Annotated in this window: 19 protein-coding genes and 3 pseudogenes; 16 read left to right on the top strand and 6 right to left on the bottom strand. The window is 39.8% G+C overall.

Features of this window, described 5'->3' with window-relative positions; genetic code table 11:
• Nucleotide 1 precedes the first annotated feature (1 nt).
• The 4 genes from MNQ98_RS14510 (at nt 2) to MNQ98_RS14500 (ending at nt 3,565) form a co-directional block, all read left to right on the top strand.
• A complete protein-coding gene (locus MNQ98_RS14510; protein WP_241933799.1) occupies nt 2-1,141 on the top strand; it encodes a DHHW family protein in 1,140 nt (379 codons plus the stop codon).
• A gap of 4 nt (nt 1,142-1,145) precedes the next feature.
• Complete coding sequence (locus MNQ98_RS14505) at nt 1,146-1,640, top strand: DUF4358 domain-containing protein (RefSeq protein WP_241933798.1); 495 nt, start codon at nt 1,146-1,148, stop codon at nt 1,638-1,640.
• 209 nt (nt 1,641-1,849) lie between these two features.
• Nucleotides 1,850-1,951 (top strand): helix-turn-helix domain-containing protein, encoded by a 102-nt coding sequence (locus MNQ98_RS29735; protein ID WP_347272261.1) that lies wholly within the window; start codon nt 1,850-1,852, stop codon nt 1,949-1,951.
• Nucleotides 1,952-2,938: 987 nt separating this feature from the next.
• The gene (locus tag MNQ98_RS14500; RefSeq protein ID WP_277883745.1) at nt 2,939-3,565 is read left to right on the top strand and encodes an undecaprenyl-diphosphatase; all 627 of its coding nucleotides are present in this window, start codon (nt 2,939-2,941) and stop codon (nt 3,563-3,565) included.
• Nucleotides 3,566-3,928: 363 nt separating this feature from the next.
• Here the strand turns inward: MNQ98_RS14500 and MNQ98_RS14495 are convergent, their stop codons facing one another.
• Nucleotides 3,929-4,030, bottom strand: coding sequence for a cation transporter dimerization domain-containing protein (locus tag MNQ98_RS14495; RefSeq protein ID WP_241933796.1), 102 nt, complete (start codon nt 4,028-4,030; stop codon nt 3,929-3,931).
• A 128-nt stretch (nt 4,031-4,158) separates the two neighbouring features.
• Nucleotides 4,159-5,784 (bottom strand): GMC family oxidoreductase, encoded by a 1,626-nt coding sequence (locus MNQ98_RS14490; RefSeq protein ID WP_241933795.1) that lies wholly within the window; start codon nt 5,782-5,784, stop codon nt 4,159-4,161.
• Between the two features lie 207 nt (nt 5,785-5,991).
• Between MNQ98_RS14490 and MNQ98_RS14485 the strand changes: the two genes are divergently transcribed.
• The 5 genes and pseudogenes from MNQ98_RS14485 (at nt 5,992) to MNQ98_RS14465 (ending at nt 8,192) form a co-directional block, all read left to right on the top strand.
• The gene (locus tag MNQ98_RS14485; RefSeq protein ID WP_241933794.1) at nt 5,992-6,411 is read left to right on the top strand and encodes a DUF1259 domain-containing protein; all 420 of its coding nucleotides are present in this window, start codon (nt 5,992-5,994) and stop codon (nt 6,409-6,411) included.
• A 51-nt stretch (nt 6,412-6,462) separates the two neighbouring features.
• A complete protein-coding gene (locus MNQ98_RS14480; protein ID WP_241933793.1) occupies nt 6,463-6,885 on the top strand; it encodes a DUF1259 domain-containing protein in 423 nt (140 codons plus the stop codon).
• A gap of 236 nt (nt 6,886-7,121) precedes the next feature.
• The gene (locus tag MNQ98_RS14475; protein ID WP_241933792.1) at nt 7,122-7,349 is read left to right on the top strand and encodes a helix-turn-helix domain-containing protein; all 228 of its coding nucleotides are present in this window, start codon (nt 7,122-7,124) and stop codon (nt 7,347-7,349) included.
• Between the two features lie 150 nt (nt 7,350-7,499).
• Nucleotides 7,500-7,629, top strand: a pseudogene (locus MNQ98_RS14470) (transposase); the annotation flags it as partial.
• A gap of 260 nt (nt 7,630-7,889) precedes the next feature.
• Nucleotides 7,890-8,192, top strand: a complete 303-nt coding sequence (locus MNQ98_RS14465) for a reverse transcriptase domain-containing protein (protein ID WP_347272260.1) — start codon at nt 7,890-7,892, stop codon at nt 8,190-8,192.
• On the opposite strand, the pseudogene MNQ98_RS14460 reads toward MNQ98_RS14465, so the two are convergent.
• Nucleotides 8,159-8,335, bottom strand: a pseudogene (locus MNQ98_RS14460) (HTH domain-containing protein); the annotation flags it as partial. The gene MNQ98_RS14465 and the pseudogene MNQ98_RS14460 overlap by 34 nt on opposite strands.
• Before the next feature lie 59 nt (nt 8,336-8,394).
• On the opposite strand from MNQ98_RS14460, the pseudogene MNQ98_RS14455 reads away from it, so the two are divergent.
• The 3 genes and pseudogenes from MNQ98_RS14455 to MNQ98_RS14445 all read left to right on the top strand — a co-directional run.
• Nucleotides 8,395-8,472: pseudogene (locus tag MNQ98_RS14455) on the top strand (VOC family protein); the annotation flags it as partial.
• A 251-nt stretch (nt 8,473-8,723) separates the two neighbouring features.
• Nucleotides 8,724-9,335, top strand: coding sequence for a Type 1 glutamine amidotransferase-like domain-containing protein (locus MNQ98_RS14450; protein WP_241933791.1), 612 nt, complete (start codon nt 8,724-8,726; stop codon nt 9,333-9,335).
• Between the two features lie 660 nt (nt 9,336-9,995).
• Nucleotides 9,996-10,160 carry a hypothetical protein gene (locus MNQ98_RS14445; RefSeq protein ID WP_241933790.1) on the top strand — a complete coding sequence of 55 codons (165 nt, stop codon included), beginning with the start codon at nt 9,996-9,998 and terminating at the stop codon, nt 10,158-10,160.
• 627 nt (nt 10,161-10,787) lie between these two features.
• On the opposite strand, the gene MNQ98_RS14440 is transcribed toward MNQ98_RS14445, so the two are convergent.
• From MNQ98_RS14440 to MNQ98_RS14430, 3 genes are all read right to left on the bottom strand, one after another.
• The gene (locus MNQ98_RS14440) at nt 10,788-11,285 is read right to left on the bottom strand and encodes an SMI1/KNR4 family protein (RefSeq protein WP_241933789.1); all 498 of its coding nucleotides are present in this window, start codon (nt 11,283-11,285) and stop codon (nt 10,788-10,790) included.
• Between the two features lie 254 nt (nt 11,286-11,539).
• Nucleotides 11,540-12,373: an ABC transporter permease gene (locus MNQ98_RS14435; protein ID WP_241933788.1), complete on the bottom strand. Its 834-nt coding sequence runs from the start codon at nt 12,371-12,373 to the stop codon at nt 11,540-11,542.
• A gap of 2 nt (nt 12,374-12,375) precedes the next feature.
• Nucleotides 12,376-13,332: an ABC transporter ATP-binding protein gene (locus tag MNQ98_RS14430; protein ID WP_241933787.1), complete on the bottom strand. Its 957-nt coding sequence runs from the start codon at nt 13,330-13,332 to the stop codon at nt 12,376-12,378.
• 259 nt (nt 13,333-13,591) lie between these two features.
• On the opposite strand from MNQ98_RS14430, the gene MNQ98_RS14425 reads away from it, so the two are divergent.
• The 4 genes from MNQ98_RS14425 to MNQ98_RS14410 all read left to right on the top strand — a co-directional run bounded on the left by MNQ98_RS14425 (nt 13,592) and on the right by MNQ98_RS14410 (nt 16,662).
• Entirely contained in the window at nt 13,592-13,858 is a 267-nt protein-coding gene (locus MNQ98_RS14425) for a hypothetical protein (protein ID WP_241933786.1), read from the top strand.
• A 177-nt stretch (nt 13,859-14,035) separates the two neighbouring features.
• On the top strand, nt 14,036-14,971 hold the full coding sequence (locus MNQ98_RS14420) for a LytTR family transcriptional regulator DNA-binding domain-containing protein (protein ID WP_241933785.1): 936 nt from the start codon (nt 14,036-14,038) through the stop codon (nt 14,969-14,971).
• A gap of 138 nt (nt 14,972-15,109) precedes the next feature.
• Entirely contained in the window at nt 15,110-15,955 is an 846-nt protein-coding gene (locus MNQ98_RS14415; protein ID WP_241933784.1) for an ABC transporter ATP-binding protein, read from the top strand.
• Nucleotides 15,952-16,662 carry an ABC transporter permease gene (locus MNQ98_RS14410; protein ID WP_241933783.1) on the top strand — a complete coding sequence of 237 codons (711 nt, stop codon included), beginning with the start codon at nt 15,952-15,954 and terminating at the stop codon, nt 16,660-16,662. The genes MNQ98_RS14415 and MNQ98_RS14410 overlap by 4 nt, the downstream gene beginning before the upstream one ends.
• Nucleotides 16,663-16,670 lie beyond the last annotated feature (8 nt).

The raw sequence follows: 16,670 nt of genomic DNA, 5'->3' as shown, positions 1-16,670 counted from the left end.
CATGGAAAATTACAAAAACATCAAAAAAAAATTGCTGGCCTTATTTCTGCTCCTGTTTATAAGCGTAATCGCAGTTCTTAATCTTTTGGCGGTGGATCGTTCATTTTCGGAGTCGGAAAACCGGATGCTGGAGCAGTTGCCGCATTTCTCGCTGAAAGCATTGGTGTCAGGAGATTTCACTGTTGATTTCGAAAAATATGTGTCCGACCAATTTGTTTTTAGAGACTTTTGGATCGGGGCAAAAACCGATACGGACCGGCTCATGGGGAAAAAGGAGAGCAATGGAATTTACCTAGGAACTAACGGGTATCTGTTTCAGGAATTTATTCCCCCGGCGGAAGAGGATTTGAAGGAGGAAATTGATGCCATTCATGCGTTTGACCAGGCCACACCTGAATTGCAAAAATATGTGATGCTGGTGCCAACGGCAGCAGCTCTATATAAAGACATGCTCCCGAAATATGCTATCATCGGCGATCAAGAAGCATACCTGAAAAAAGTACAGCAATTGCTGCATCCCGATATTCGTTTTATTGATGTTTTTCCAAGTTTATATGCTGAGCGTGATCAACCTATATTTTATAAGACCGATCATCATTGGACGACCCAAGGCGCTTATGTCGCCTACCTGGAGCTTTGCAGGCAAATGGGGCTGACACCGCAGAATGAGGAAGAGTTTAATATCAAGCAAGTAACCGATGAATTTTACGGCTCGCTTTTTTCAAAAAGTGGTTTCAGACATGTACAGCCCGATCGTATGGAGCTATATCTGCCAAAGGATCAAGAGAAATATACCGTAACGTATGTCGACGAAGGGAAGACCACGGATTCATTGTATGCGATGGAGCAACTACAAAAGAAGGATAAATATGCGTTGTTTCTTAACGGTAACCATGCGCTTATCCAAATTAAAACAGCTAATACGAACGGAAGAAAGCTGCTGGTGGTCAAAGATTCGTACGCTAACAGCCTCATTTCTTTCTTATTAAAGCATTTTAGCGAAATTAATGTGGTAGACCTTCGGTATTATGAGGAAGACTTGGTGTCGTTCGTGAACGAACATGGTATCCAGGACATGCTATTGCTTTATAATGCGAATACGTTTTTTGAGGACCCATCCATAAAAAATTTAACGGAGTGATCAAATGAAAAAACAATGGAACGGGAAAAGAAGGTTTTACCCCGTTATGCTTGCATTAGTCGTCGTGTTTGGCGTTTTGACCGGATGCTCGGGCAAGGATGACAAGACTCCAGAACAAATATCGGCCATCCAAATCGGAAAAAGTATCGAACAGGTAGTGAGCCTAAAAGAAATGAAAAAGGAGGATCTGAATAAACTGCAGAAATTGTATAAGATTGATGCAAACAGCGTTGATGATTTTATTCTATATACGTCTACATCGAATGTAAAAGCTGACGAATTGGCCGTCATCAAGTTAAAGGATGAGAGTCAGGTAGAAAGCGTCAAAGAGAAAATAAAGCAACGAATCGAAGCACAAAAAATGAAATTCAAGGACTATCGCCCGGATGAATATTTTTTGGTCGAAAATCATGTGTTAAAGACGAAGGGACCATTTGTCTTCTTCGCGGTTTCTAAAGAGGCCGATTCAATGGAACGTGCGTTTGATGGTGCATTTTAACACATTCCGATGGCCTTACAGATAAATAATCCGCTCTTAAAAACCGCTGAAATAGAGGGAACAGACCGACCCGATGAATGTCACCGATGATAAGGTATAGTTCGTGTACGATTGCTGCCCTTGGTTATGTTTCTGCCTCTGCATGATGAGAGTTGACTTTATCCGATCATGAAGCTATATGTTACATGGCACTTCATTAGCAGCCCAAAATAACTGGTTATGAGGTTGCCCAAAAAGTATCTATTTCCCGCACGAAAGTATACGTGGCACTTCGTTCTTTAACGGATAAGGGGATACGTCGTAAGGTCTAAATTGAACCAGTTCTCAATGACGCAGTGTTCATCGCTGAGTTTGTTCGGATGATAAATTCGGATTTTGAGCAAACCGCTCGAAACACTTCTGAAGCAATTGTACTCACCCGAGAACATTCTATTCATTTTATAGCTGATAGGGGACATGACCGCTAAGCATTTTCAGTGGTCATGTCTTAACGTACATAAAACCCACTGTTTTCAATAGTGGTACTGACCCCATAACGTGAGACAAATCAAAACACCTTCAAGTGAAATCTACTATGTCGTAAGATGTAGAGACAATCTTGGAGGTGTTTTTGCATTGGTAACTAGAGTGAGTTATCCAAAAGATTTAAAGTTGAAAAGCCTGATTTACGGGCTTTTTTATTTTATTGTAGACATAATTGTGTCATGAAAAAATCCACAAAAGTGACCGCATTGTAGGATTTTGACATGAATGTGTCTACATAGTGGGGAGAATATTGCGGCATAAGTCCAGATAAATCTAACTATGAAGATATGTCGCTGCTAGTAGCAAGAAGCAAGAGTTTTCTTATTCTAAGTGCAATTATTAGAGGACGTAGGAGACGACTCATTCCACGATCTAGTATTGCAACTACTCGGTCTTGACGGGAGCCGAAGATGCCGAACTGCTCATTGGGATTGATACCACGATAAGGAGGTATTGTCCAGTCGCGACCTGGGCCGCTTTGTTTCGTCAGTGGAGCAAGTCTGAGAAAAAATAGGTTTTGAATTCTTTAGTTACTCAGTCTCTCTTCAAGACTACCGTTCCTTGAACTTCACAGCCTTTTTTGACATCAACAATTATATTTAATTGAATTGTAGAGCTTTTTTGTATGCTAGATGAAGGAGAATTGAAAATTCCTTTTCCGTTAATGATGTGACACCGATGTTACAAAAATGTAACATCAATCTAAATAATGTTATTTGATTCGATGGTAGAACTATCTAATTTTCTTTTACAATGTTCTAAACAGAGATTGGATGGTGTTGAGTTTGGATATTTCAGAAGTTAATATATCATTATTTAGGTTTGTTAATGACTTAGGAAAAGAATATCCCTTTTTGAATTCCTCATTTATTTTTATTGCTGAATATATGGTTTTTTTTCTTGCACTAAGTGTTCTTTTTATTTGGTTTACAAGAGATACGGACAATAGAATTATGATTCTTTGTGCATCAATCGCTTTCATTTGTGCCTTTACGATAGGAAAGGTTTCAGGGGTATTTCACTCGAATTATCAACCTTTCGTTGAATTGACTGACGTTAATAAACTGATACATAAAGAAAAAGACAATTCTTTTCCAAGTGACCATACAATTTTATTCTTCTCATATTGTTTTTCATTCTGGCTCTTTAAGAGAGGCTGGTCAATTTTATGGGTATTGTTAGCTGTTCTAGTGGGAGTCTCCCGTATATGGGTTGGGGTTCATTATCCTTTAGATGTTTTAACAGGAATATTAATTAGCCTAGCTGCTACAACTTTAATATATTTAATATTCCCTAAACTAAGTGTTACTCAGACCACCATAAATATTTATGAAAAATATGAAAACAAACTTCTTCTTCTGTTCAAAAGAACAATGGGAAACAAGTCAAAAAACTCTTAGATTTATTCAATAATCGAGTACTTCGTATTATAAGGTCAACTAGTAGTCATTACTGGTTGTCCTATTTTATAATGGGTTATGCTTTAAGTAATCGGGGTAGGATATTCGGGCGCGTGGGACTTAATCTTGTCCACCAAAACTATTTGCCCTCTACTTGTAGAAACATGTGTGAAGAGGGTTAGGACGTAGATCTCATATAACAAGCGAAATCTTCTACAATGATGCATCACAACTCAAGAACATATGAAAACTCCATGATGCATCGTTAACATTAGATAGAGGATAAGTGGTTTGAGTATCCTTTCAAAAAAGTAAAAGAGCACCCGACAGGTGCTCTTTTTGTCTATCTGAAATATAGTCCATTTATTTAGGTTCTATGTGAATGTGTACATCATATACATCATACTCTCTTTTTAATTCATTCTCCGCTTGAGTAGCAATATCATGAGCTTCTTGAATATCCAAATTGGGTTGAACTAGAATAACAGCATCGACTATGGTGTTATTACCGTAATTTCTAGCTTATAGATCCTTTACTTCTTTCACACCACGAAATACCTGTGTATGCGGAAATGATATCTGGCGAATCTTATTTACTCACTCTCTTCTGCCCATTCTGTTCGTGTTCGATGTTTTTTTTGACGGATTGTTTTTTTACATAATTGCCTCGCTATTGTATAACCGATAAGATATGCAGCAGAAGAAGTGTTTCCATCAACTGTAAATGGGACGATGGATGCATCTGCAACAATCAAATCCTTGACCCCATGTACATTTCCTCTACGATCAACAACTCCTCCTTTTGATAAAGGAGCCATTCGCAGAAAACCTTGCTGATGATGATTATGGTCGAAATTTCCTTTAATAAATTCTTCGAGTCTCTCATCATCATCAATCATATCTAATGTAGGCGAGAGAAGCTGATAAGATGGATCAATTCGTTCCAACTCCAGGGCAATATTCTTGATATAAGTTCGATAAATCCTTTTTACTGCCTCCATATCGTCTGGATCAGAAAGAAATCCTTCGTCTGCCAATACAATGTTTAGCGGATCTTTGCTTTGTATGCGGATATTCCCTTTGCTCCTAGGCCGTAAGTACAGAATCGCTATTGTCAATTGTTCATCGGATCCGATACCAATGAGTTGAACGGCCCGTTGATCTGGATCGTTACCGGATGGATCCGGTAAGAAAGCTCCTCCTGTATAAAGTGCATTTGGATCTTGGGTAGGGAGGGGGAGATCGTTCGGATTGGTAGCAAATTCAGCAAAATTTAGAGTGTGGTTTTTTAGCCGTTGCCCCACGTTTGGATTATCGAAGATGATAGGGATTCCCGCCTTTTTTAATATTTTAGCGGGTCCGAACCCAGACAGCATCAACAACTGAGGGCTATTGATTCCTGCCGATAAAATAACCTTTTTACGAGAATACGCTCGGGTACATTTACCATCCTTCAAATATTCAACTCCAATGGCACGCTTACCGGAAAAGAGAATACGAAGAGCTGTTGTCCTGAACAGTACGGTTAGTTTACGGTTATTAACCCCCCGGCCTAAAGGCGTCATAATATCCGATGACAAAAAGGCAGTGGATGAGCTTTCCCTTCGACCATCTGGTTGTTGGTATAATTGCCAACGTGTGAACGGTCCAAGGGGGGTATTAGGATCATTATAGTCAAGAATTATAGGATGACCTGAAGCCCGCTCGATCGCAGTTGCTAATTTTTTCGCCATCGATGTTGGATTTTCAGGCGCTTGCCTAATACTTATTCTTCCTTTAAAACCGTGTGCAGCCTTATTTGTAGTGGAACCATTGTAATTTTCCAATTGTTTGAAACGCCGTATGGCTTTATCAGGTGACCATAGGGGCCCAAGCAGTCGTTCCCATTTTTTGAGTACAGCTGCTGTCGGTCGTACATATTGTTCTCCATTAATGGATGAACCCCCTCCTGAGAGACGTCCCGTTGTCCACTCAAATGAGCGACCATCGAGTCCTTCCAGGGGAACACCTTCACCTTGCCAGAAATAATTTGGGGAGTAACTTTCTTCAAGTTCCAATGCAAAGGTGGAATCCTTGATCGGTCTATCTTTATCATGATTTCCGCCCGATTCTAGGACAAGTACAGAGGTTCGTTTGTCGTCAGTAAGCGTCTTCGCAATAACAGAGCCTGTTGGACCTGTGCCCACAACAATATAGTCATAAGTTAAGTTCTTTTTCATTAACGCCCTCCCTTTAGAAAACTAATTTAGAATATTATTTTGTTCTGAAAAAGGTGCCTATTTCTGCACCAGACCTTTGCATCAAACCGGGAGTTGCATTCCGCCTAGGCTATTTTACAAATAGTTTTCATAATACTGACAATCATCCAAGTCCGTTTTTATCTTTCGTCATAGGATAAACCGAACATGATGAAAGGGAGGATTTATATGGCACAACAAGTGAAGGTAACCCCTCAATTCAAAAAGCTTTGTAATCAATTTGGAAGAATATTAGGGGGCGAATCGGAAGTAGAAGAAGGTCCGGTTTGTTTTGTCATGCGGATGACGAACCTAAGGGAAAAGATCTTGGGAAGAAGAACGCGTTCCCCATTAGTTCAAATGCAAATGTTTTCGTTTGAATCTCTTGATAAGTCGGGACGCGCGCTTTGTCTGGGTGAGACTGCCGTACACCAAAATCAGGTTAATCGATTGATATCGAATCTTCGTAAACGTGGGATAAAAGTGACTGCGATCCATAATCACTGGCTAAATGAAAACCCTCGGTTAATGTATATGCATTGGGAAGCCATTATGAATCCTATTGTGTTTGCTAGAAGAACCAAAGAATCCATTGAATTCTTAGGTTGATGGAGCCCGAGATAAAGGTGTATTGATCATTTAATGAAAGGATGATACTGCATGTCTGAACAAGCTAAAGCAAGTCCCCGCTTTATAAGACTATGTAATCAATTTTCAACCATTTTAGGTGGAACAGAGCATGAAATTACTAAAGGTCCGGTTTGTTTTGTTAGCAGAAATAGAAGGATTAGAGCATCTATTTTAAGAAGACGTACCACATCCCCATTGGTCCGTTATCAACTGTTCTCGTTTGAATCATTGGACAGTTCAGGACGCGCTCTCTGTTTAGGGGAAACGGCTCTCTTCCAAAATCAAGTAAATCGATTACTGTCAAATCTTCGAAAAAACGGGATTAAAGTAACAGCAGTTCATAATCACTGGCTGTTTGAGGAACCTCGTCTTATGTATATTCACTGGGAATCGATCGATAATCCTATTGCATTTGCAAGGAAAGTAAAACGCTCTATTGCTTTCTTGGGTTAGAAGGAATCGATAACTTATATCCCATGTCGATGGCAGCTCATTTGAATACCCTGATTCCAATTAATTGATCATGAAAAATTCCTACAAGGTGTTAACATAAGGTTGCATTCAGCTTTTTCATTTACGAATACGTTCGTTCCAATCAAACAATAAGAGGCTGCCGCGATCTGATATTATCCCCTTTAAGTAGACAGTGAGTAAAAAGCGCATTAAAGTCTACTTGGAGGGGTTTTTTCATGGGCGATATACGGAAGACATACGACATCGATTATAAACGCAAGGCCGTCGCGATGTTCTTGGAGGAAGGTCATGGCTACAAGACGGTAGTCAAAGCTTTGGACATCAACGACAAGATGGTTCGAAGATGGGTTACTCACTACGAGAAGGAAGGAATCGAGGGACTCAAGAAAAAGAGGGGAACAACCACATGGACCAAAGAAAGGCAGGCCGAGAAAGCCCATTAAACTATATTTTAATCAACTTTATTTCATATCATTACTGCGGGTGGTGATAGCTTCGCTGGTACTCTCCTACCATAAGGATGTTTCTTTTTATTTGAAGAATGCACTGCTAACGGTGTCCTGATGGTGGCGTTTCCCTGTAAGGGGCACTTAATGCCAGATCATATCCATATGCTGGTGAGCATTCCACCGAAGATGAGCGTATCGAGCTTTATAGGATACCTCAAGGGCAAGAGTACACTGATGATCTTCGACAACATGCATATTTAAATATAAGTACGGAAAAGCGTGTCGGAGGACAAGAAAATACACGCATAAGAAGTCGCGGAATCCGCGGCTTTTTTGCATTGTTAGCCGAAATGGACAAGAACTTATATTCATAGCCGATTAGATGATTGTCTAATGTGAACAATCTCTATACCATATGGAATAGAATGTCCTCCGGCAGTTACTTTCGCCACCAGATCAAGCGGTAGAGATACCGAAGAAGAGTGGGGAACTCGTTTGCTCGGCGTGCCAACGGTGGCAGATCGTGTGGCGCAAATGATAGCTAAAATGTACTTTGAACCTTGCGTCGAGCCATATTTTCACCGGGACTCCTATGGATATAGACCGGGAAAATCTGCGATGGATGCGGTAGCAGTAACGAGACTACGCTGCTGGAAGTACGACTGGGTACTTGAATTTGACATCAAAGGTCTGTGTGACAACATTAATCACGAATTACTGATGAAAGCCGTGCGTACGCATACGGACAATCCACGGCTCATTCTCTATATCCAAAGGTGGCTGGAAGCTCACATACAAATGCCGAATAAAGGTACCCCAATTTCTTCTAATGATTGAATATCTCGTAGTGCTGTACTTTTAGAAATATGGTATCTATCCATTAAGTCTTTTAAATTAAAATTCCTTTTGTTGTTAAGAAAAATAAGCATATCATTTATTCGCTCAGATTTTTTCATATTTCCCTCCAATAAAGGTGTCATGTATTGATACCTTTTTGGTCTATATTATAATTATCAACTAGAAAAGGAGTAAGATATGTATGACATTAGAAATTGCTATTTTTTTATCAATGAATGGAAAAGCAAAGAAGGCAATAGACTTTTATATACGTAATTTAGTAGTGTCATCATTCCAGCAGGCAACTATCATGTTGTAGAAATAGATAATACTGAATCTATAACCCACGCAGGTTCGAGTGTTCTCAACCACGTATAGAAGCACAAAACAGACAAGCCTACGAGCCGTCAGGCTCAAAAAACTCAGATAAGGCAGTTAGAATATTTCTTAGAGATAGCTATCTGTAGAATACTCTTTTTTAGTTTTATTGTAATCATTATGTAAATAAATAATATAAAGGAAGCGTAGCTAATGAAAAAAATGTTTTTGTCTTCGTCCTTTGCAGACAGTGTTAATTCTTTTAAAAATTTTGCAGGTATGAATCTTGAAAACAAGAGTGTTACTTTTATTCCTACTGCAAGTATGGTAGAGGAAGTAACTCATCATGTTGATTTAGCTAAAGAAGCTTTTCATAACTTAGGAATGAATATTTTTGAATTAGATATATCTAAAGAATCTAGAGAAGATATTATTCAGAATCTAAAAAACAATGATTTTATTTATATTTCTGGAGGGAATACGTTTTTTCTTCTCCAAGAATTAAAAAAGAAGTCACTTGATAAGGTTATCATTCAAGAAGTGAACAATGGTAAAATGTATATAGGTGAATCTGCAGGAACAATTATAATGGCTCCAAATATTGAGTATATCTATTTACTAGACAATAAAGAAAAAGCTCCCGAATTAGGTTCTTATCAAGGGTTAAATGAAATTAATTTTTATCCCGTGCCACACTTACAAAATGACTATCTAGGAGGAGAAGTAGAACAAATAATAAAGAAATACCAGAATAAGATTGAATTGTTGCCAATTACTGATAATCAAGTAATTTTAGTGGATGGCGAAAAAATATCTGTTATTTAATCTAAGTGGTAAAATGACCCGAGAGAGGGCACTTTTTTCAAAGTGTCAATCTCTTGGGTCACAGTTCAGGTCAGCAGATGCAAGCTGGATTAATCTTTAGTTTTATCGCATCAAAAGGGATAACCAACTCGCTTTTGATTACATTAAATATGGATCTTTCTTAATGAACATGGGAAAAGACTCTTAGTTAATTGAAACCCAAAGTTGAGGACCACCAAAATTAAAAGTGAGTATAGTTGAGTAAATTGATAATACCTAATACAGACAATGTTACAAAAAAATATATTCACGATCACATTTTGAACCATTTCCAGTTTGATAATAAATTCATTCTTGATTTCGGTTCAGGTACTGGGGCCAATTAACGTCCCAAGTATAATCCATCAATAACAGGGGAACATACAGTTGTTAAAGAAATTAATCGAAGGGGAATATTCTTGAGAAAGTTGTTAATCCCTAATACGGACTATATAAGACCAAAACAACCCCAAAAATGTGAGCAGTATATGGGGACTTTGGGATTGATATAAACAGTTTTGTCCAAAAGTCGTTTGCGTAAAAAAATAATTACCTAGGAGAAAATTAGGGGCAATTGTTCAATAACAAGTTGCTAAAATAACAATTAAAACGTGTAAGTCTTAAAAGGAGGGTAGAATTCGTATGAGTGAAAACCAACAATCAGAATATAGTCAAACTCAGGCTCCTGAAGTCGGGGAGCAAACCATTTCGGAATTTGAACAACCACCGACTCATCCCGACAGAAACAGCACTCGAGTAAAGTCGGAAGAAATTCGCTATCCCAATGCAGATCAGTTGTATAAATAGAATAAAAGGTTTCAGTTAAGTCACCTCAACACAATTCACAGAAAGAGGTCTTCCTAGAGATAATTCGCCCCGCGATAACCGAGGATTGGCTTGTTTAGCTGAGTATAATAAATTGCTACAGCTGTCGAGGGGCAAGAACATAGTCCCATTGAAAGTCGCTATTTAAGCGGCTTTTTTGTTTAATCGGTACAAGTTCTTGTCCCGATTGCCGATTAGATAAATATCTAATACTTATAATATAACCTACCCATCATATTAGCAGAGGATCTCATCTGACGGAATAGACAAAAACAAAAAGTCATTCAGTGTAGTGTAAAGATGAGTTTCACGTTGATATGAGCTGCCTGTGTATTTACCTTCTCGTGATGTCGAAAAAATATTTACTATGAGGTACAACTTTTCGTTTAGATGAAATCGGCGGCGAAGTCCCCAAAAACCTAGAAGATCCGAGGCTTTTTTGTATTTCAAACTTGTACGTATGGATTGTTCATTCTCTGATCAAGAGCGGCTGCTTGACTTCGAAGAGAATGGGGGGATATTCGCTGGAATTCTCGATGTCACCTTCACAAACTTTGTTTGATTTTGATAGACATTTATTGAACAAACAATACTGCATTACCTTTTTTATCACTGGAACTCTATTGAGTTCGACATAATTACTTCAAAAAATTGTTCAAGATTATTTGCTGCTTTTTCAACTTCTTCAAATTCAGGTTCATATCCACGTACAATAGCACCTATTTCATTTGTTAAATCAATCGCATAGAAGGAAAATCCACCATCAACTGACATAACTATTGGCAGGTAATTATCCCACCACGCAGTTATTTCTGATTTCCATATATCATCATCCATTGCTGCTTCTAAGCCGAGCAATTCAAATTCATTCCATTTAAACGCAATATCAGAGCTATTATTGTATTCATCCTCACAAAGAAACCAAGTCTTCTCATTAGGTGTGATGCATTGTTTTACAACACTTAAAAAACCTAAGTATTCATTAGGAATTTCTTTATATCTAGATATAAAGCTACCACCTAAATTTAAATTAAAATCCAGATTTTTGGTTATAGCCCAACCGTTTTCTTCAGCCCAAATAATAAATTCATTAGTTTTGTTATTCATAGTCCACCTTCTCCCACATTATTCACTCCAATTTCTTATAGGCTATGATTATTATTCTAGTCGGACTTTTCCATATCCTTCTTGAACTAAACTGCCCGAGCTGAACAAGCAAAAAGACCGCCGCAGCGATCTCATCACGTCCATTAGAAGCCCTCTCATTTTTTCGGAAAAAATGAACTGCGCCTTATAAGCGGACAAGGAGGGGAAGGGCACTCTTCCATTGACTAATCGAGGCACACGGACAGAACTTCTCCTTACTTCTCAACACGCCAATCTACCTTTTTCAAGATCAATACGATGGAAATCAGCGAGAAAAGCAAGAGTACAAGCGTGTTCCAGGCGACAGACCCGGACCAGCCCGAAATCAGCACTTCCCGCATGGCCTCTGCGGCGTAAGTGGTTGGGAAGATATAAGAGAACCATTGCAAGATCACAGGCAATTGATCCATATCCACCATGACAGGCGTCAAAAACGAGATGAACATCATCAACGCCTGGACCAGCATATTCGTCAATTGATGGCTAGGTGACCAGAAGCCGATCAGTACACCCGCGCCAACCACGCTAAAGACGGTGAGCAGCAATACAGGGACAAGCCCCCAGCTGTAGTGGAATTGAATGCCGTAAGTAAGTTGACCAATCATGGCCAGGATAATAAAAGACGGTACGCTCATGATCAAGCCGCGCAGCAAATTGGCGAAGATGAAGTTTACCTTGGCAATCGGCAGGGACGAATAGTACGTGAAGTGGCCTTGATGCTTCTGCCAAGATATCTCCTGAGCCATGGAATTGAGTCCCATGACGATTAAGCCGAAGAGCATATTCCCTGTAATAATACGTGTCATGACAGCCGGCGTTGGGTCGACCGTAAAGAATTTGAGAAACATCAGCGTTGTTAACGGAAACATGCATGCCATGATGAAAATCCAAACCCATGCCTCGCGGATAATCGTGAATTGAATGCGGGCCAGGATCAGCCATTCTGTCATTCTGCGTTGGATTATGCTCTGCTGCTGGTGCCCTTGGAGAAAGACCGCTTCTTGCAGTTGCAAGTCATGACTTTGCATTGATGGTTTTATCTTTTCCATGTTTAGACCACCTCCGCTTTGGCAGGCTTATCCTGTTCGTCATCGATATGAAAATAGACATCTTCAAGATTCGGCGGGACCAACGAATATTCTTCAATCGGTAAATGCTGTTGGGTCAGGACGTCAATCGCGTAGCTGGCGTCTTGCTTCTCAATCAGTGCCCGGATTCGGTTTTCTCCCGTTTTGGTCCACTGTCCCAGTGCGCTTAAGCTTCGGCAAACATAATCGCTTTCACCTAAGGAGGTCGTAATTTCCAGCTTCATCCGCTGATCGACCCTTTGTTTTAAGACACTGACATGATCGATGGCCAATAGCTTGCCGTGATTTACAACAGCTACTCTGTCCACGACCTGTTCGGCCTCCAGCACGTTGTGTGTCACCAAGATTACGGTTACTCCTTGGTGATTGCGTTCTTGAATCAGATCCCATACGAGCCTTCTCTTTTTAGGGTCCAGTTCATTGGTCGGTTCATCCAGGATCATGACGGGGGAAAAGCCGATCAAGCAAGTTCCAATCCCGATTAAACGCTTCTGTCCGCCGGAAACGTTTTTCAGCAGCTTATGACGGAGGTCCTGCATTCCAAAGCGTTCCAATAATTCCTCTGTTTGCTTTACGGCGGCCCCCTTCGTCAACCCCCGCAATCTTCCTGTAAAATACAAAGCTTCCCAGGTTTTTAAGCTGGTCAGGGCGTGAGGCTCTTGTGAGTAGTAGGCGACCTCCTGGGCAACTCGCTTTGTTTGTGTCTGTACGCTGGTACCTTTATAGCGTACCGTACCTGAGGTGGGAGCAAGGTGACCTACCATCTGCTTGATTAGCGTGGATTTACCTGCTCCATTCGGACCGAGCAAACCGAGAATTCCCCCTTGTTGAACGTCGAAGCTAATGTTTTGATTGGCGACAACCTTTCCTTTTTTGTACGTTTTATTCACATGCTCTAATTGATAGATCAGCTTCATCATTCTTGCCCCTTTCAGTTCGAACTATGTTTTTACTACTGCGTGTCTAAATCCAGAGAGAGTATGTATTCTTTGACTGATAAATGCTTTTGTTGGAGGATGCCTAAGTATACCTAACGGTATATCAACAGGCATTAATAAAAAGATAACTTATTGCTCTGACTAGGAGTGAGGGACGTCAGAATGGTTTTCGTTTTCGTCTCCGTCTCAGGACGCAGACAGCATGCGGAGCTCCTGAATCCACTGTCTCTGGGGAGTATAGATGATTAACGGAAAAAGATACAGTTCCGATCATACCCTTACGGAAATACAATCGCAGACAGTTTACGAGAAGAATGAAAACGGAGAAACATTCGGTTCTGAATTGTCAGCGGAAACCATCGGACATGAACCCGATTTTATTGCGGCCATAGGAACAAATGACGTAGAAGGGTATGTCAGATCCAGCAACTTTGACACTGGCGTAACGTCTCCGGTCTATGCTCTATCGCGAGTGAATGAGCCGATCCAAGTTTTGAATGCGTTGTAGCATGAAAAATCCCCTCTCATCGTATTTTCAAAGGCCTATGCATTATTGATATCTATTCTATGGTCAAAATATATACTGATACATGCTGTTATAATTTTCAATAGAAACTGACAAAAAAGTATCCCAACATTATAATTGTAATATATATCCTATAAAGGCACAGAGCGGGAGGACGGCATGCAATTTCAACCAATGTATTATGATGGGGAATTATTTTTACCGAAGATCGAATTAAATATGACATCGAACCAAGCGATTGGCATTATAACGGACTTGAAGCGTAAGCAGTTATTAATCGACCAATTAGTGAACCATTCCCAATACTATATATTTCGAGCTCAACAAAACGAGTATATGCGTTTAACGGTGGAAGAACTAATCACTTTTCTAATCAAAGTAACGGAGAGGAATGAGCGTGTCGCTTCGTTAATGGATTATTTTTCTTTAAAAGAAGAACGGAAGGTAAAAATCAAGGATCTAAGCTCATCGAAAAGGATGCATGTGACATTGCTGCGTGTCTTTTTTGCGCATCAGCCTACACTTGTACTGGAGGAACCCTATTTTTACTTGGAAGAGCAAGATCGTCGTCATTTTAAACGGATTTTAGATGACCTTTCGAAAGAAAAGGAGATTTTAATTTTAACTTCGAATTTAGAGGATGCCATTATTTCCTGTGATGCAATTTATCGATTGAACGAATTCGGATTTCATCAATTGGATATTCGGGACTCAGAAGAGGATAAGCAGGAAGTACAGAAACAAGATGAGGCCAATATAACCTTGCAGAAGATATCTACAAAAAGAAATGACAAAGTGATTTTATTTAATCCGCCTGAAATCGATTTTATAGAAAGTATAGATGGTTCGATCCTTGTTCATGTGAGTGGAGAAAATTATAACTGTGCTTTGACGCTAACCGAACTCGAGCAGAGATTGTTAAATTTCGGTTTTTTTAGGTGTCATCGATCCTACATCGTTAATCTGCAAAAAGTAAGAGAGATTATTACATGGACGAAGAATAGCTACAGCTTGCGATTAAATATAGGCAAAGATGACGTTGTTCCATTATCTCGTTCAAAATTGCAAGAATTAAAAGCACTGCTTAACATTTAATTGCCGGGGTAATGTCGAACCAATCAAGCATTGGGTGGTACAATTCAGGCGATAACAGCTACATTTCAGCGGGTTTTGATGGCTGGAAGCATGCAATCTTTATATACTTAAGCCATCAACTCTAGGGAAGTGGTGTTAATGGCTGTCATCCAAGTAGAACATATTCGAAAGAGATTTGGAGATAAGGATGCATTGGGAGATGTGTCTTTTTCAATTCCGAAAGGAGAAATTTTTGGTTTTCTAGGTCCGAGTGGTTCAGGAAAAACGACATTAATCAAGATTTTAACTGCGCAATTAAATCCGACAAATGGACAGGCAAGTGTAATGAACCAGCCAGCGGAGATGATGCAACAATCTGCGCAGAAAATGCGTTTTGGCATTCTGACGGATAACAGTGGTCTATATGAGAGATTAACGATAGAGGAAAATCTACAGCTGTATCGTAAGTTATATGATCTTCCTAAATCTTCGATCGATAAGGTGCTGCAGTTTGTTAACTTAAGCGAAGAGCGCAAAAAGAAAGTTAATCGCTTATCGAAAGGGATGCGTCAGCGTGTCATGTTGGCCTGCGCGATTATCCATGAGCCAGAGTTATTATTTTTAGATGAGCCTACTTCGGCTTTAGATCCAGTAAACTCAGCACATATTTATAAAGGCTTACGCTACTTAAATGAGAAAGGGACAACGATTTTTTTAACTACGCATGATATGGCTGAGGCAGAATTGCTATGTAATCGTGTAGCGATTTTGTATCGGGGACAAATCCAAACCATCGGCTCACCGAGGGAACTAAAAAAACAACATCGGGAAAACGTAGTTCGTGTTGACTTAATCAATGGAAAAGCCTACGAGCTACCGATCACTGAGGGAACGGCTGATCAAATAGCCGATTGGATGAAACGAGGGTTAATTGATCGATTGGCAACGAAAGAGCCAAGCCTAGGTGATATCTTTATTAAAATGACAGGAAGTGAGTTACTATGAGTATCTCATTGAAACGTGCTCGAGCAATATTTGTGAAGGATTACAAAGAGTTTTCACGCAATTATGCGGTCTCCTTTAGTCTGATTGTTCCAATTCTCTTCGCATTTCTTTTTCGAAGTGCAGGCCCGTCTTTGCCTGGGGCTATCGGTTTTCTTCTTAATATTTCGTTTATGTTGCTAACGTGTTTAGTACAAGCATGCTTGATCGCGGAAGAAAAGGAGCGCAACACTTTACGATCATTAATGATGACTCCGGCCACGACCATGGATGTTTTAATCGGTAAAAGCACTTTAGTCTTTGTGATGTCTGCTGTTGCTCTGGCTATTGCTACGTATATATTGGGCTATGAGCCAGCTAGTCTATGGGCGTTTGTGGCAGCAATCATTCTTTCGATTATTCTATACATCGCAGTTGGGACGATATGTGGTTTATTCTCCAAAACGTTACTTGAAGCATCATTATCTATCATTCCCGCAGCGATGGTATTTACTGCGCCTCCAGTTGTACCGTTACTATTTGGTGATTTTCCGATTTTCAAAGTGCTGGATTATACTCCAAGCATTCAACTTGTGCATTTGCTAAATATACGCAATACAGGCTTTACAACGGGAGAGTTATTAAAACCCCTCCTCATTATTTTGGCATGGACGGTTGTATTTACGATTGTATCTGTTGTTTTGTATCAACGACGCTTAAAGGACGAGTAGGAAACTTA

Origin of the sequence: Paenibacillus sp. N3/727 (assembly GCF_022637315.1) — a bacterium.
Taxonomy (GTDB): Bacteria; Bacillota; Bacilli; order Paenibacillales; family Paenibacillaceae; genus Paenibacillus_AQ; species Paenibacillus_AQ uliginis.
The sequence above is the reverse complement of the archived record's forward strand: the minus strand, read 5'-3'. Positions and strand labels throughout refer to the sequence as shown.